The 15858-nt window shown below is 38.7% G+C and carries 14 protein-coding genes; 6 read left to right on the top strand and 8 right to left on the bottom strand.

All coding sequences use genetic code 11. The features are described from left to right. The first annotated feature begins 104 nt into the window (after window positions 1–104). A complete protein-coding gene (locus BN1243_RS13335; protein WP_062107560.1) occupies window positions 105–2048 on the top strand; it encodes a PTS fructose transporter subunit IIABC in 1944 nt (647 codons plus the stop codon). A 97-nt stretch (window positions 2049–2145) separates the two neighbouring features. On the opposite strand, the gene BN1243_RS13330 is transcribed toward BN1243_RS13335, so the two are convergent. Continuing rightward, entirely contained in the window at window positions 2146–2685 is a 540-nt protein-coding gene (locus tag BN1243_RS13330) for a GNAT family N-acetyltransferase (RefSeq protein ID WP_062107557.1), read from the bottom strand. Window positions 2686–2847: 162 nt separating this feature from the next. Here BN1243_RS13330 and BN1243_RS13325 point away from each other — a divergent pair, with 162 nt between their 5' ends. After that, on the top strand, window positions 2848–3900 hold the full coding sequence (locus BN1243_RS13325) for a lactonase family protein (protein WP_062107555.1): 1053 nt from the start codon (window positions 2848–2850) through the stop codon (window positions 3898–3900). A 118-nt stretch (window positions 3901–4018) separates the two neighbouring features. On the opposite strand, the gene BN1243_RS13320 is transcribed toward BN1243_RS13325, so the two are convergent. Beyond that, complete coding sequence (locus tag BN1243_RS13320; RefSeq protein WP_062107554.1) at window positions 4019–4606, bottom strand: class D sortase; 588 nt, start codon at window positions 4604–4606, stop codon at window positions 4019–4021. Window positions 4607–4929: 323 nt separating this feature from the next. Between BN1243_RS13320 and BN1243_RS13315 the strand changes: the two genes are divergently transcribed. Genes BN1243_RS13315 through BN1243_RS13300 form a run of 4 tightly spaced genes read left to right on the top strand, consistent with a single transcriptional unit; the run spans window position 4930 to window position 8879 of the window. Next, window positions 4930–6054 (top strand): amidohydrolase/deacetylase family metallohydrolase, encoded by a 1125-nt coding sequence (locus BN1243_RS13315; protein ID WP_062107552.1) that lies wholly within the window; start codon window positions 4930–4932, stop codon window positions 6052–6054. Further along, window positions 6008–7111, top strand: coding sequence for a DgaE family pyridoxal phosphate-dependent ammonia lyase (locus BN1243_RS13310; protein ID WP_062107550.1), 1104 nt, complete (start codon window positions 6008–6010; stop codon window positions 7109–7111). Before BN1243_RS13315 ends, BN1243_RS13310 begins: the two co-directional genes overlap by 47 nt. Window positions 7112–7114: 3 nt before the next feature. Next, window positions 7115–7870, top strand: coding sequence for a 2-dehydro-3-deoxy-phosphogluconate aldolase (gene dagF / locus BN1243_RS13305; protein WP_062107548.1), 756 nt, complete (start codon window positions 7115–7117; stop codon window positions 7868–7870). Beyond that, entirely contained in the window at window positions 7863–8879 is a 1017-nt protein-coding gene (locus BN1243_RS13300; RefSeq protein ID WP_062107545.1) for a sugar kinase, read from the top strand. The genes dagF and BN1243_RS13300 overlap by 8 nt, the downstream gene beginning before the upstream one ends. 66 nt (window positions 8880–8945) lie before the next feature. Here BN1243_RS13300 and BN1243_RS13295 read toward each other — a convergent pair whose 3' ends face one another. The 6 genes from BN1243_RS13295 to BN1243_RS13270 form a co-directional block, all read right to left on the bottom strand. Further along, window positions 8946–9572: an FMN-dependent NADH-azoreductase gene (locus tag BN1243_RS13295; RefSeq protein WP_062107544.1), complete on the bottom strand. Its 627-nt coding sequence runs from the start codon at window positions 9570–9572 to the stop codon at window positions 8946–8948. 66 nt (window positions 9573–9638) lie between these two features. Continuing rightward, entirely contained in the window at window positions 9639–10400 is a 762-nt protein-coding gene (gene pflA, locus BN1243_RS13290; RefSeq protein WP_062107542.1) for a pyruvate formate-lyase-activating protein, read from the bottom strand. A gap of 247 nt (window positions 10401–10647) precedes the next feature. Continuing rightward, window positions 10648–12876, bottom strand: a complete 2229-nt coding sequence (gene pflB / locus BN1243_RS13285; RefSeq protein ID WP_062107539.1) for a formate C-acetyltransferase — start codon at window positions 12874–12876, stop codon at window positions 10648–10650. 326 nt (window positions 12877–13202) lie between these two features. Then, window positions 13203–14144, bottom strand: a complete 942-nt coding sequence (locus tag BN1243_RS13280) for a metal ABC transporter solute-binding protein, Zn/Mn family (protein WP_195892156.1) — start codon at window positions 14142–14144, stop codon at window positions 13203–13205. A 20-nt stretch (window positions 14145–14164) separates the two neighbouring features. Then, on the bottom strand, window positions 14165–15022 hold the full coding sequence (locus tag BN1243_RS13275) for a metal ABC transporter permease (RefSeq protein ID WP_062107534.1): 858 nt from the start codon (window positions 15020–15022) through the stop codon (window positions 14165–14167). Then, a complete protein-coding gene (locus BN1243_RS13270) occupies window positions 15019–15765 on the bottom strand; it encodes a metal ABC transporter ATP-binding protein (protein ID WP_062107532.1) in 747 nt (248 codons plus the stop codon). Before BN1243_RS13270 ends, BN1243_RS13275 begins: the two co-directional genes overlap by 4 nt. Between the last annotated feature and the right edge of the window lie 93 nt (window positions 15766–15858).

Raw genomic sequence — 15858 nt, 5'->3', positions numbered from 1 at the left:
TCGTTTATACTCTATATTTGCGGAATGAATAGTTTATTTTGGATATTCAAGGGAATATTAAGTTCACTATGTAGTTATATTGATCAATTCGAGGAGGTTCATGCATGAAAATACTAGCTGTCACAGCCTGTCCAGTTGGGATCGCTCACACTTATATGGCGGCCGAGAGTTTGCAAAAGGCCGGAGAAAAGCTGGGAATCGATATTAAAGTAGAAACCCAAGGATCGACAGGTGTTGAGAATGGTCTAACGGAACAGGATATTGCCGAAGCAGATGGTATTATTATTGCTGCCGATAAGGCTATTGATAAAGAGCGCTTTGCAGGGAAAAGGGTAATCGTAACTGGGGTCCAGGATGGGATTAGAAAGCCTGAGGAGTTAATTAACCGTCTTCAATCAGGCAATGTTCCTGTATATAATTCGGCGGAACGTAGTGTTGAAAAGTTAGCGGATGATACAGGAAAGAAAGGTAGTAAACAAAATCCCATTTACCGTCATTTGATGAATGGTGTATCTTATATGATTCCCTTTATCGTAGTCGGTGGATTATTAATTGCAATTGCTCTTACGCTAGGTGGAGAACAAACGCCAGGTGGAATCGTCATTCCTGAAGATTCTTTTTGGAAAAGGATTGAAAGTATAGGTGCTGCATCCTTTACTTTTATGGTACCGATCCTAGCAGGCTTTATCGCGGTGAGCATAGCGGATCGTCCGGGACTTGCACCGGGTATTATTGGCGGTTATATTGCTGCAAATGGTAGTTTTTATGGAAGTGAAGCTGGTGCTGGATTTTTAGGCGGGATTATTGCTGGATTTTTGGCGGGGTATGTAGCTCTTGCTGTTAAAAAGCTCAAAGTTCCGAAGGCGATACAGCCGATTATGCCCATTATTATTATTCCTATTCTATCTTCGCTAGTAGTCGGGACAGTCTTTATTTATCTTATCGGAGCACCTGTTGCTCAAGTATTTGAATCTTTAACAGATTGGCTAGCGGGAATGCAAGGCACAAGTTCCATTCTGCTTGCACTTATTTTGGGGGCGATGATTTCCTTTGATATGGGAGGTCCAGTTAATAAGGTAGCATTTTTATTTGGATCAGCGATGATTGGAGAAGGAAACTATGAAATCATGGGGCCGATTGCAGTCGCGATTTGTATTCCTCCAATAGGAATGGGATTAGCTACTTTCTTAAATAGACGTAAATATCGTCCTGCAGAAAGAGAAGCGGGAAAGGCCTCTTTCACAATGGGGTTGTTTGGAATTACTGAAGGAGCGATTCCTTTTGCTGCTCAAGATCCACTCAGGGTTATTCCGAGTATTATGGCAGGCTCCATGACTGGGGCAGTTATTGCAATGATAGGGAATGTAGGAGATCGCGTTGCACACGGTGGACCGATTGTTGCAGTCCTCGGAGCGGTTGATAATGTTCTCATGTTCTTCATTGCTGTGTTAGTTGGTATTTTTGTTACAGCCCTTATGGTAAACCTTTTAAAGAGGAATGTTGAAATTGTACAAGAGGTTCCAGATGTCAAAGTACATTCTACTGTCGGGCCTGAACCTGTAGTATCCGCAGGAGAAGCTCAAGAAGAAATTCACAAACTGACAGATATTACAAATGAGGGCCTGATCGATGTTCATTTAAGTAGCCCAACTCGAGATACCGTCATTGATGAACTAATTGAAAAATTTGCAACTGAAGGTGTAGTGGAATCGAAGGAGAAGTATAAGCAAGCCATTTTAGATCGTGAAGCCCAAAGCACGACGGGGATAGGTACGAATGTAGCGATCCCGCATGGAAAATCTGCAGCTGTACGAAGACCTGCAGTCGCGTTTGGTTTACACAAAGAGGGAGTCGATTGGAATAGTTTGGATGGTACTCCCGCCAAGATTATTTTTATGATAGCTGTTCCAGAAGAAAGTGCCGGGGATGCCCATTTGAAGATCTTGCAAATGCTATCACGTAGGCTAATGGATGAAAACTTTAGAGAGCAATTATTAAATGTTCAATCAACAGAAGAAGCGTATAGGCTATTAGATGAAATTGAATAAACGAACAAAAGCAGGTATTGAAATCTTTCTTACCTGCTTTTGTTATTTTAAATGTAAGTGACAGTGAAGGAAAAAATCGGTTACTTTGCTCCAAGGGTTATAAGATAGACCATTCTAACCTTTCTTCAATCAATCTCCAACCGCGTTCCTCATTAGAATTCAAAATTTCAGGAATAAACCCCAGTTGAATATACATTCGAACAGCAGGCAGACTTGTTGTTTGTGTTTTTAAAAATGCTTGATCATGAAATTCATGAAGACAATTCAAGGCAGCCGTAACTAATGGTTTTGCTAATTTTTTCCCTTGGTGTTCTGGGATAATCTCTACCCAATGCAAGCGGCCAATTTCTTTACCTTTCCAGCTTCCATACCATGCTGTACAAGTGCCGATGACTTCACCGTTAACAGTTTCTAAAAAAATCATACGATGTTTAACATCTTCTAAAAAAGGTTGAAATTCTTGAGAAAATCGTTGAAGTGCCTTTTCTTCTGATGCAAATTCGTTCGTTTTAGTAACGATGTCCGCCCAATTTTTTTGGTCTCCTTCTTCAAAGAAACGAAGCTTATAGCCATCGGTTAGAGGAAAGAAATCTATGTTCTTTAAATTATGAGTCATATATAATGGGATTTTTTCCATTGTGCATTCCTCCAATAAGATACATATGTCTTTATATTGGCTCATCCTACATTCTATATACAATACTTAGAAGAATTCATGTACTGCTTATAGTATACTAGATTTAGCCGGATAACTGAGAAATGGGAATCTTATAACGATTTAATGAGAGGAATCGATATCATGACGACAAGCCAATTTAATGTTTTTGTAGGATGCTATGGAGAGAATGAGCAAGAATCGTTGCATTGGTTACGATTTGATTCTGAACAAGGTAAACTGGAAACAGTCTCATCCTTTTCTGGGATAGAAAATCCTTCGTTTATCGCCCTTAATTCGGTTGAAAATCGATTGTATGCAGTAAGTGAAGTGGAAGCAGGGGAGGTTGTTAGCTTTGAGATTGATTATCCAACAAAGAGTTTGAGAGAATTAAATAGAAGATCTGTACACGGCTGGGCACCTTGTTTTACAGAAGTAGATAAAGATGATCAATACCTTTTTACCGTAAATTACGGAGAGGGGAATATCACTGTTCATCCATTGGATACGAGTGGATTCATAGAATCGGCGTGTGATATTCATGACTTTAAAGAAAAGGCAGTTGACTTAGGGGTTGCTTCCCACCCGCATACGATTCGTAACATACCGAACACGAATAAATATCTAGTTACTGATTTAGGGTTAGATCGTCTCTTTCTTTATGAATTAGACCGTTCTCAATCCAAGCTTCTACTTATTAATGAAATAGAAATGACAAAAGGATCTGGACCAAGGCATATAGCTTTTCATCCGAAGTTACGAAAAGTTTACGTTGTTAATGAGTTAGACTCAACTGTTACCGTTTGTACATACAATGAAAAGGCAACAAGTCTTGAGATTTTACAAACTCTTTCTACTTTACCTGATGAATTTGAGGGGAAAAGTTATTGTGCGGACATCCATATAGATGCATCTGGAACCTATTTATACGCTTCGAACCGGGGACATCATTCCATCACTACTTTTAAAATAGGTAAAGATGGGTTACTAGAAGCAATGACACAAACATCATCTGCTGGAGAATGGCCACGCAATTTTGCCATCATACCAGGAGATCAATATATGCTAGTGGCGAATGAGCATACGAATAACATTGTTGTTATGAGAATGAGGGAAAATGGCAAGCTTCATGTAACGGGTGAAATTGCAACTGTAAATAAACCAGTTTGTCTAAAAGTTATAAAAATCGAAGATTAATGAGAAGAAAAGCGGAGGAAATCTCTGCTTTTTCTATTATATGGGAGCGAGTAAATCCACAATCTACAATCGGATATATCATGGGTTAAAAAACTTTTGTCCCAGTCTCTTTAGCTGTTTATGAATCTTTCGGAGTTGCATAAACAATATATCGATCTGGAGCATTTCCAATGTAATGAAAAGGATAGCATGTAGTGACCGTAAGCATTTCTTCGTCATAGGACGCTGGATCTATGACAGTACGATCATCGGCTTCAACAATTTTTGTTTCTTTAATGACATATTCATAATTTCCGTAGGGCATCTCAACAATAAAGCTGTCACCAATTTCAAGTTCACCAAATTGGCGAAAAACAGTGTCACGGTGTCCTGATAAAACGATTTGGCTTTTCTGCCCGGGATAGGAGGTATCTGGATAATGTCCAACTCCTTGTTTAAGCTCCTCTTCATCTACTCCGTATACAATCGGAAGTTCTCTTTCTAACCGAGGAATTTTTAAAATCCCAATTTTATCTCCCTGCTCAGCATGGAATTCAACTGTCCCATCTGCGGAGACTTCTTTATTGTGATTTGATTGTTCAATTCTTGATTTTGCTTCCTGAAAGGCTTTTTCCTGTAGCTGATTGCCTTGCCATATTTGCCATACACTAAAAAGTATAAGAAAACCGCCTCCAACAATTAGCAGGAGTGGGATGATTTTTTTCATCAGACAATCTTCCTTTTTTAGATTATTAGTGAGTTGTCATAAAAAGTGAATCACTCCCCATAATAGGGAAATGAATATTTCATTTTGCATTTTTGTAAAGGGAATGCCCATTATTTTATATATGAATGAATCGGTTGTCTATACATGATTATAAATGAGGGTATAATTTATTTCAATTAGTTTTACGTTAATTATGAATTGGTAGAAAACTGTTCTGCGATATGATAGTTTCAAAGATAAAATACTACACTATATAACAAAATTTTTAACAAAGTGGTAATATATAGATAAAATGATCAACTAGTAAAATGGAGGTGGTGCTATTGGAAGATTCCTATGTGTTAAAAAATACGGTTTTTATGGACGGGAAAATAAAAGATATAGTGATTGAAAATGGAAAGATTAAGGAAATCACAAGTGGAGGAAGCGGTACTGGGAAGATCATCATTGATTGTACAGGGCTCTTCGTTTCGAGTGGGTGGATTGATCTGCACGTGCACGCTTTCCCTGATTTTGCTCCATACGGTGATGAACTTGATGAAATTGGTATTAAACAAGGGGTTGCTACTGTTGTAGATGCAGGTAGTTGTGGAGCAGACGATTTTGAAAAGTTACTACAATACTCTGAGTCTAGTAAAACGAATTTATTAGCCTTTTTAAATGTATCGGAGATAGGATTACAACGGGTAGATGAATTAAGTAATTTGGAATGGATCAATCGTGAAAAACTTTTAGCAACTATTTCAGCTCATCCAAAATATATCGTCGGTTTAAAAGCTCGAATTAGTAAGAGTGTAGTAGGCGAAAATGGTGTCCAACCGCTTCAGATAGCACAGCAGCTTTCAAAAGAAACCTCTTTGCCAGTTATGGTTCACATTGGTTCGGGCCCTCCAAATATTGATGAGATTGTTTCATTATTAAAGGAAGACGACATTATCACACATTATTTAAATGGAAAAAGGAACAATCCTTTTCATGAAAATAGTAAGCCCTTACATGTATTGATCGAAGCTATAAATAGAGGTGTCCAATTAGACGTTGGGCATGGTAGTGCAAGTTTTTCGTTTGAGGTTGCGGAAGCTGCGAAGAAATACAATATACCATTAGGGACGATTAGTTCAGATATTTATCGCGGAAATCGTCTGCATGGCCCTGTGTTCAGTTTAGCTCATGTGTTATCAAAGTTTCTATATCTAGGTTACTCCTTGCAGGAAGTTATAAATGCAGTTACTTATAATGCAGCTAAATGGTTGAAAAGGCCTGAGTTAGGTAGAATCCAAGTTGGTGATGTGGCTAATTTAACGTTATTTACAATCGAAAGGAATCCAACTTCATTGGTTGATTCTGAGGGAGAACAGCGTATAGCTAAAGAAATGATTAAAGCAAAGGGAGTCGTTGCAAATGGCGAGTTCATTGAATGCAAAGTATGGTCTAAAGCGAGTCATTAATGCAAGTGGAAGAATGAGCATTTTAGGCGTATCGTCACCATCTGATACTGTGATGGAGGCGATGAAGCATGGTGGTCAAAATTATGTTGAAATCGCCGATCTTGTAAATAAATCGGGTACCCATATTGCTAGTCTACTTGGAGCGGAAGCGGCTGTCGTTGTTAATTCTGCTTCCAGTGGAATCGCCCTTTCTATTGCAGGGTTGATCACAAAGGGGAATAAACGTTTAAGTGAAAGGTTACATCAAGAAGTAATACCTAAAAATGAAGTAATTATGTTGAAAGGACATAATGTTCAATACGGCGCACCCGTGGAAACAATGGTATTCCTTGGAGGCGGTAAACTTGTTGAAGTGGGATATGCCAATGAGGGCAGGGCTGAGCACATAAAGGAAGCTATTACTTCTTCAACGGTTGCCATTCTTTATATAAAATCACATCATGCCGTTCAAAAGAATATGCTTTCCGTTGAGGAAGCATGGGAAGTGGCGCAAAGTCACTCAATTCCACTTATTATCGATGCGGCAGCAGAGGAAGACTTGCAAAAATATGTAAAAGTATCCGACTTAGTTATATATAGTGGATCAAAGGCGATTGAAGGACCGACAACGGGAATTGTTGCAGGGAAAAAGGAATATATTGAATGGATTAAAGTTAATCTCCACGGAATCGGAAGAAGTATGAAGGTTGGAAAAGAATCTGTTTTTGGGTTGCTTCAGGCACTTGATGAATATATGCATAAAGAAGATCATAGTGACGCTGAACGAGCAATATTAGAAAATTTGCTATCATTAAATGAAATTAAAGGAATTCATGTTTCGATTGTTCAAGATGAGGCTGGGAGAGCGATTTTTCGGGCACGTGTTCAAATTGATTCAACGAACATTGGTATTTCAGCAGTTGAAATGGCCGAGAAATTGCGTGATGGAGAGATAGCCATTTACATACGCGACTATGGAACAAAGCAAGGTTTTTTTGATATCGACCCAAGATCTTTAGCTGGGGATGATATACATATAATTGAAACAAGAATCAGGGAAATTGCCAAGGGGGCTTAAAAAATGTTAGAGATTGAGAAACATTTTTATAAGGGTCGTGTCTGTTTAAATGTGTTAGCAAGTAATATTGGAAATGCAAGGGAAGTGTATGAAGCCGCAGAAGGATATGTTCTTGTAGGGGTGTTATCAAAAGATTATCCAACAGTACCAGAAGCTGTTACGGCTATGGAAGAATATGGCAGTGAAATTGAGGATGCTGTCTCTATTGGATTAGGAGCGGGGGATAATCGCCAAGCAGCCGTTGTGGCTGAAATTTCCAAATATTACGCTGGTAAACATATTAACCAAGTTTTTCCTGCCGTTGGGGCAACGCGTGCTAATTTAGGTGAAAAGGAAAGCTGGATTAACAGTTTGGTTTCCCCAACAGGAAAAGTAGGAATGGTTAATATTTCTACAGGTCCTCACAGTGCAGCAAATTCGGAACATGCGATTGTGCCGATAAAGTCGGCGATCGCTCTAGTCCGGGATATGGGAGGCAATGCGCTGAAGTTTTTCCCGATGAAGGGATTAAACTGTGAAGAGGAGTATCGAGCGGTTGCGGAAGCCTGTGGAGAGGAAGGATTTGCACTAGAGCCGACAGGTGGTATTGATAAAGATAATTTTGAACAGATTTTGCGAATTGCCTTAGAGGCAAATGTTCCTAAAGTAATACCACATGTTTACTCTTCAATTATAGATTCAGAAACTGGAAAAACCAACACAGATGATGTTAAGGAACTATTAGAAATCGTTAAAAAGCTAGTGAATGCTTATGAGTAAAAAAATAGCGGCATTTGGAGAAGTAATGATGCGAATGCAAGTGCCAGGCTATGAATTACTGTCGCAAGCTAACACGTTGAATTATTCCTTTTCTGGCACAGGTGTGAATATTGCTGCAGCTCTTTCCCACTTTGGGCATTCGGGTTATCTTGTTTCGGCTTTACCAAGTAATGCCATTGGAGACGCAGCAGTTAGTTATTTACGTAAGCTTGGTGTCAAAACAGAATTCGTTCAACGTTCAGGAAATTATATAGGGATTTATTTTCTAGAAAACGGATTTGGAATCAGGACTAGCCGAGTTACATATACGAACCGACAGGAAAGTAGTTTTAATACAGCAGCCCAATCTGTTTATCCATTTGAGGAAATTGCCAAATCTGTAGATCTAATGCACTTTTGTGGAATTACACTTTCTATGAATGATCAGGTTCGTAATCAAATGAAAGTTCTTGCTAAGTTAGTAAAAGAGAATGGCGGGTTAGTTGTCTTTGATTGTAATTATCGTCCTTCCCTATGGGGAGAAAATGGTTATGAGAAAGCAAAACGTCATTATGAAGAAATGTTAGGTTTCGCTGATATCGTTATGATGAACGAAAAGGATGCCATGTTTGTGCTTGGAATGAAAACAGGAATGATTGATCGTAAAGAACAACTAATCGATTTAATTCCTAAAGTGGCGGACAGGTTTCAAGTTAGCCTTATTGCTGGAACCCATCGTACAATTCACGATCATCAATCTCATACTTTACAAGGTTTTATGTTTAAGAATGACGACTTTACCTTTTCTAAGATTGTCAGCTTTCCGGTACTTGATCGAATCGGGGCAGGGGATGCTTTTACAAGTGGTATTCTTCATGGAGAAATGGGGGATTTTCTACCGGAGCAAACGGTTGACTTCGCAGTCACAGCAGCTGTGCTTGCCCACACAATTGTGGGGGATACGCCTTTATCTTCAGAAGCTGAAGTAATTCGGGCGATGAATGAAAATATTGGAGACATCATAAGATGAAAATGTTAAAAAGGAGAGGAGTTCGTAGGGACGCTTTTGGTTCTCTACAAACTCCTCTCTTTTTGCTCAAAAGTTTGGTGCAAGGGCATTGAGTTTATTCTTTGCCTCAACAAGGATATCTTTTTCCCTATTTGGGTCTATATCTAATCCCTCAGCAATAACTGAATGTATGTTTTGAATTCCCATGAAATTGAGGATCGTATTAAAATATCGCTGCGAGAATTCCATATTAGCCGCCGGTCCATCCGAATAAACACCGCCCCTAGACTCAATTAATAAAACAGGTTTATCAGGAACTAATCCTTCTGGACCATTTTCAGTATAGTGGAATGTTTTACCGGCAATACAAATTGTATCAATATAAGCCTTAAACATAGGAGGATAAGATAAATTCCAGAAAGGTAATGAAAAGACGAGTTTGTCTGCTCTTAAGAATTGGCTAGTTAATTGATCCATTTGGAGGGCCTTTATCATTTCGTTTTCTGTTAATTTTTCGTGTGAAGCGAACTTCCCCCAAGCACTAAAAACGTCAACATCTAGAAAAGGAATATCAGCGTGATATAAATCGAGTATTTCAATGTTATCTTCAGGATGCTTTTGTTTATATTTCTCCAAAAAGTGATTGGCTAATCTAGAAGAACGGGATTGCTCATCGTCTTTTGGATTGACTTTAATATACAAAAGGTTTGCCATTTCATTCATCCTTCCTATACCTATTGGCGGTCTATTCCAGAATCATATTTTTTGTATTTCGCTATCTTATGATGTAGGTTGATCCTGCTCTCTATTTGTTAATATTGCATGCGCCCACTTAACTTTTTCATCTGTTGGGGAAGAAACACCTTTAAGTTTATAGTCAAGGCCGAGCGCTTCATATTTGTAAACCCCTAATTGGTGATAGGGGAGGATTTCAATTTTTTCGACATTGGATAATGTATGAATAAAAGCTGATAGTCTTCTTAGATCTTCTTCGCCATCAGTAAACCCTGGAACGAGGACATGCCGAACCCAGACAGGCTTTTGCTTTTCCTCAAGGTAATGGGCAAAATCTAAAATGTGTTTATTTGATACAGCTGTTAGCTTTCGATGTTTTTCCTCATCAATATGTTTTAAATCTAATAGAACTAGGTCCGTTACTTCCATAAGGCGATCTAACGAATGAATAAATCGTTCTTTACGCGTAAAACAACCGCCAGAACTATCGATGCATGTATGGATTCCGAGTTTTTTGCACTCTGTAAACAATTCATATAAAAAATCAACATGTAATAGTGGCTCTCCACCACTAACGGTTACACCGCCTCCAGAGGCTTGAAGGAATGGAAGATAATCTTTAATATCTTTCATCAAGGATTCAATCGAAACCTCTTTTCCTTCCTCATTACCAAATGTCCATGTATCTGGATTATGGCAATAGAGGCAACGCAAGAGACATCCTTGTGTAAAGATCACATACCTAAGCCCAGGCCCGTCAACAGTTCCACAAGATTCTACTGAGTGAATACGTGTTTGAATCTTCATATCCTTACATCCTCCTTTTCGACAATTTTCGGGGCGTGCCTGTCACCACCCGAATTCGACAAGATCCGGGTGGTGACAGGCACTTGGTTTACTGTCTAGCTCCAGTCGGCAGCGATTAGCAAACTTTCGGTTTCTTCCTACGATAAGTCAACATCAGTTCGTCCTGTCGGACTCACTGTGTTTCCTTTATCTCGTCAGAACCCTAAAAAGTTTGTACATCGCTAAACGCCGACTTCCGCTTTTCTACTCACATTGTTTCGTGGAATGTTCGGTTGATGACGTCAATTTGTTGTTCTCTTGTGAGTTTGATAAAGTTGACGGCGTAACCAGAGACACGAATTGTGAGTTGTGGGTATTTTTCTGGCTGTTCCATTGCATCAAGTAAAGTTTCTCTGTTGAATACATTTATGTTTAAATGGTGACCTTCTTTTATGATATACCCATCTAGAATAGCAGCTAGATTAGAAATTCTCGTTTCTTCTTCACGTCCGAGTGCCTTTGGAACAATGGAGAATGTGTTAGAAATTCCATCTAAAGCATACTCGTATGGTAATTTCGCAACAGAGCTTAATGAAGCGATGGCTCCTTTTTGATCACGGCCGTGAAGCGGGTTGGCTCCAGGTGCGAATGGTTCTCCTTTGCGTCTGCCATCAGGAGTATTACCAGTCTTTTTACCATAGACAACATTTGATGTAATCGTTAAGACTGATAAGGTTGGAGTTGCTTCACGGTAAGCATGGTGCTTTTGAAACTTATTCATAAATGTTTTGACAACATCAATAGCAATATCGTCAACGCGAGAGTCATTGTTTCCGTATTTAGGAAAATCTCCTTCAATCTCAAAGTCAATTGCTACACCATTTTCATTACGGATTGGTTTTACTTTTGCATATTTAATCGCACTTAGGGAGTCTGCTACAACAGATAGACCAGCAATTCCTCCTGCCATTGTACGTAAAATATGACGATCATGGAGGGCCATTTCAATTCGTTCATAGCTATATTTATCATGCATATAATGAATAACATTAAGAGTATTCATATACAATTCAGCAAGCCAATCCATTAGTTGATCAAATCTCTCGGCGACTTCGTTGTAATCTAAGTACTCAGATGTAATTGGCGCAAACTTCGGAGTTACTTGAACATTTTTCAGTTCGTCTACACCGCCGTTAATTGCATAAAGAAGTGCTTTCGCCAAGTTTGCACGGGCTCCGAAAAATTGCATTTGTTTTCCAATGCGCATAGCGGATACACAGCAAGCAATGCCATAGTCGTCTCCATAGTGTTCACGCATAATATCATCATTTTCGTATTGAACGGAACTTGTCTTAATCGACATATTAGCACAATATTTCTTGAAATTATCTGGTAGTTTCGTCGACCATAGGATCGTTAAGTTTGGTTCTGGTGCTGGACCTAAATTATCTAATGTATGAAGGAAGCGGAAGGAGTTTTTCGTCACAAGCGGTTTTCCCTCTATACTAATTCCTCCAATTGATTCCGTTACCCAAGTTGGATCACCACTAAACAATTCATTATAATCAGGAGTTCTAGCAAATTTAACGAGACGTAGCTTCATTACGAAATGGTCAACGAGTTCTTGAGCCTCTTTTTCAGTGATCGTGCCATTCTCGATGTCTCTCTCGATGTAAATATCGAGGAAAGTGGAGACACGACCTAAACTCATGGCAGCACCGTTTTGTTCTTTAATCGCTGCAAGATAGGCAAAATATAGCCATTGGAATGCTTCTTTAGCATTTGCAGCAGGTTTAGAAATATCATAACCATAGAGACTCGCAAGTTCTTGTAATTCGTGTAGAGCTCTAACTTGCTCTGCTATTTCCTCACGTTCACGAATGACATCTTCCGTCATTGTTCCGTTGCTTACTATTTCTAGGTCGTTCATTTTTTCCTTAACTAGGAATTCAATTCCGTATAAAGCAACTCTTCTGTAGTCACCAATAATTCTTCCACGTCCATAAGCATCTGGAAGACCGGTAATAATCCCAACTTTTCGAGCTAGACGCATTTCCGGTGTATAGACATCAAAGACACCTTGATTGTGGGTTTTGCGATATTTTGTAAAAATCTCATGAATTTCATCATCAATTTTAAATCCATATGATTCAGCAGCTGCTTCAGCCATCCGAATACCACCAAATGGTTGTAGAGATCTTTTAAAAGGTTTTTCAGTTTGAAATCCGACGATTTGTTCTAATTCTTTTTTTAAATATCCTGGACCATGGGATGTAATAGTGGATACGACTTTCGTATCCATATCGAGCACTCCACCATTTTCTCGTTCCAGTTTCGAAAGCTCCATAACTTGATCCCAAAGAGCAGTAGTGGCTTCTGTAGGTTCTTCTAGAAACTCTTCATTGCCTTCATATAATGTATAGTTTTGTACGATAAAATTCCTAACGTCTACTTCTGTTTGCCAACGACCTTCTTTAAAACCATTCCAAAATGTCATTGTAAAACCTCCTTAAGATAGAGATACAGTCTTTTGTGAAAAACTGAGCAAATCAATGTAAAATTACGGAATGATGATCAACATTACAATTTTATTATACCATCTTTTTCTTGATTGTGGAACCATTTGGACGAAAAAATCCTGTTGTCATTGATTTGGTAGGGGGAAAGCGTTCATTATGCTTCATGTTTATTTATTCAAATAACAAGGTTCTCGTTATCCAGAATGAACCGGCTGTAGGCTCTCTTCGAGGAGATCTTACAGCCGGAAAAAGCTAAGTCAGTTCGTTCAACAGTAGGGAAGGGAACTCCTGCTGATTATAAAAGTTATTCAGATAATCCTTCAAGAATTGTTTTAATATTCCATTCCATCATGGAAATATACGTATCTCCCTCTTCACCAGGGTGTGCTAAGGAATCAGTGAAGATTTTCCCCTTAATAGGGACATTTGTTTCTGCAGATACGGCTTCCATACTTCGGGGATCGATGCTCGTTTCTAAAAATAATGCTTGAATATTTTTATCTTTTATAATATCAACAATTCTTGTAATCTGGTCTGGTGTTCCTTGATTTTCTTGATTAATTTCCCAAATATATTCTGCGTCAAACTCATAAGCTTCAGAAAAATATTTAAATGCACCTTCGCTTGTAACGAGAATGCGTTTGTCTCTAGGAATTTTATTATATTCATCGATAGCCTTTTGATGAAGTTCCTCTAATTTCTCAATATATTCATCAGCGTTTTTTTTGTAGATCTCCTCATTTTCTGGGTCAACTTTAATTAACCCATCCCTGGCATTTTCTGCATAGATAATTCCATTTTTAACATTTAACCAAGCGTGAGGATCTTCTTCGCCTTCATTTCCTTTCGTAGTCAGATATTTTGCGTCCACACCCTTACTCATAAGAAAAACTGGTGCATTTTCTCCGTCTTTTCCTGCAGTCTCCATTAATTTGTTAAACCACGCATTTCCGGCCTCAAGATTTAATCCGTTATAGAAAACAGCATCAGCATCTGTCGTTTTTTGTACATCTGCAGGCAATGGGTCATATTCATGGGGGTTTGATCCAATCGGTGCTAAACTATGGATTTCGACCAAATCTCCGCCTATATTTTTAACGATATCATAAATTATAGAGTAGGTAGTGACGACCTGGACCTTTTGATCACCGTTTTTTTCATTCACATTACTTTGGTCATTAGTACAAGCTATCAACATTGAAAGTGCAAAAGCTGTTGTGAATAGTAACGTAATTGTTTTTTTCATCATCTTATATCCCCCTAATATTAAGCCAATGAGGCTCTTTTCCTTTTAGCCTTTATTGATTTCCATATGAGTCCGTGTTTAGGTGACAGCAGGAACACGATTGTGAAAATAGCTGTGGCCGCGAGAACAATTGTTGCCCCTGATGCGAGATTATAGGTGAAACTAAAGTAAAGTCCGATCACTGATGATAACGCACCAATTCCGGATGCAAGGAAAATCATTACCCATAAACGTTCGGTTAGTAGGTACGCTGTTGCAGCAGGAGTTATTAACATTGCAACAACGAGCACAATGCCGACTGTTTGTAGTGATGCGACAGTAACCATCGTCAAAAGTGTCATCAAAAAATAATGGATGAATCGAACTGGCAAACCGTAAGCCGCAGCCATTGTCGAATCAAAGGATGAAACTAATAGTTCTTTGTAGAATAAGTAAACAGCACTTAGCACAATTAAACCGATAAATAATGTAATCCACATATCGGATGATCTAACAGCTAATACATTGCCAAATAAGATGTGATATAAATCTGTACTGCTTTTCAGCATCGTAATAATGATAATTCCTAAAGCAAATGCGGCAGTAAACATAATTCCTATGGAAGTATCATGTTTGATACGGCTGTTTTGGGTGACGAACCCAATGGCAATTGCTGTTAATACTCCAGTAAAGACTGCGCCTATAAAGAAGTTAACACCGAACATATAGGAGATAGCGACACCAGGCAATACTGCATGAGAGATTGCATCTCCCATAAGAGCCATACCTCTAAGTATGATGAAACAGCCGATAACCCCACAGATGATTCCGACCATTATAGACGTCAACAAAGCTTTTTGTAAAAATCCGTATTGCATGACAGCATCGATAAAAATCATGATATGGACACTCCTATCTCTTTCATAAAAGCAAACTGTCCTTTATAGGCTTTTTCGATGATCCCAGGCTGGAATACTTCATTAACAGGTCCATAAGAAATTAATTCCTTATTTAATAAAATCAGTTCATTGAAATAATCGTTTGCTTTACTTAAATCATGGTGAACGACAACGACAGTCTTTCCATTACTACATAATTCCTTTAATATATGGACGATTGTCTCTTCGCTTGATGCGTCGACACCAACAAAAGGTTCATCTAGGAAGAATAAATCTGCTTTCTGAGCAAGAGCCCTTGCAAGAAAGACTCGCTGTTGTTGACCACCTGATAGCTCACCAATTTGCTTATTGGAGAATTCCTCCATACCCACCTTTGCAAGACATTGAAGAGCCCACTCCTTTTCCTCTCTTTTGGGACGGCGAAATATTCCCATATTTGGATATGTGCCAATAAGTACAGTATCAAAAACTGTAATTGGAAAATCCCAATCAATATCATTCCGCTGTGGAACGTATGCAATTTTTCTTCTTACGTCCTTAATGATGTGCCCAAATATTTTCACTTCCCCTTTATCTTTTGGAATAAGATTAAGAATAGCCTTTATAAACGTAGACTTACCAGCTCCGTTTGGACCGATAATTCCTACTAAATTACCAGCCTCAAGGGAAAGGCTAACCCCCTTTACTGCCTCACTTCCGAAATAGGAAACGTGAAGGTCTTTAATTGAAATTGCAGAAGACATGCTTTTCCACTCCTTTTTACGAAAAATTGGTCTGTTTCTATAAGTATATTAGCTTACTACACAAATGTTAGCCGAGGGCAACATTTGGTGAAA

It is taken from the genome of Bacillus niameyensis, from assembly GCF_001375535.1.
GTDB lineage: Bacteria > Bacillota > Bacilli > Bacillales > Bacillaceae_C > Lederbergia > Lederbergia niameyensis.
The sequence above is the reverse complement of the archived record's forward strand: the minus strand, read 5'-3'. Positions and strand labels throughout refer to the sequence as shown.

What these genes read in the sequence shown, in the direction of transcription:
- BN1243_RS13330 (WP_062107557.1), bottom strand. Translation starts at nt 2,685, where the DNA reads ATGGAAAAAATCCCATTATATATGACTCATAATTTAAAGAACATAGAT.
- BN1243_RS13310 (WP_062107550.1), top strand. Translation starts at nt 6,008, where the DNA reads ATGGCGAGTTCATTGAATGCAAAGTATGGTCTAAAGCGAGTCATTAAT.
- BN1243_RS13335 (WP_062107560.1), top strand. Translation starts at nt 105, where the DNA reads ATGAAAATACTAGCTGTCACAGCCTGTCCAGTTGGGATCGCTCACACT.
- BN1243_RS13320 (WP_062107554.1), bottom strand. Translation starts at nt 4,606, where the DNA reads ATGAAAAAAATCATCCCACTCCTGCTAATTGTTGGAGGCGGTTTTCTT.
- dagF (WP_062107548.1), top strand. Translation starts at nt 7,115, where the DNA reads ATGTTAGAGATTGAGAAACATTTTTATAAGGGTCGTGTCTGTTTAAAT.
- BN1243_RS13275 (WP_062107534.1), bottom strand. Translation starts at nt 15,022, where the DNA reads ATGATTTTTATCGATGCTGTCATGCAATACGGATTTTTACAAAAAGCT.
- BN1243_RS13325 (WP_062107555.1), top strand. Translation starts at nt 2,848, where the DNA reads ATGACGACAAGCCAATTTAATGTTTTTGTAGGATGCTATGGAGAGAAT.
- BN1243_RS13270 (WP_062107532.1), bottom strand. Translation starts at nt 15,765, where the DNA reads ATGTCTTCTGCAATTTCAATTAAAGACCTTCACGTTTCCTATTTCGGA.
- pflB (WP_062107539.1), bottom strand. Translation starts at nt 12,876, where the DNA reads ATGACATTTTGGAATGGTTTTAAAGAAGGTCGTTGGCAAACAGAAGTA.
- BN1243_RS13300 (WP_062107545.1), top strand. Translation starts at nt 7,863, where the DNA reads ATGAGTAAAAAAATAGCGGCATTTGGAGAAGTAATGATGCGAATGCAA.
- BN1243_RS13280 (WP_195892156.1), bottom strand. Translation starts at nt 14,144, where the DNA reads ATGAAAAAAACAATTACGTTACTATTCACAACAGCTTTTGCACTTTCA.
- BN1243_RS13295 (WP_062107544.1), bottom strand. Translation starts at nt 9,572, where the DNA reads ATGGCAAACCTTTTGTATATTAAAGTCAATCCAAAAGACGATGAGCAA.
- pflA (WP_062107542.1), bottom strand. Translation starts at nt 10,400, where the DNA reads ATGAAGATTCAAACACGTATTCACTCAGTAGAATCTTGTGGAACTGTT.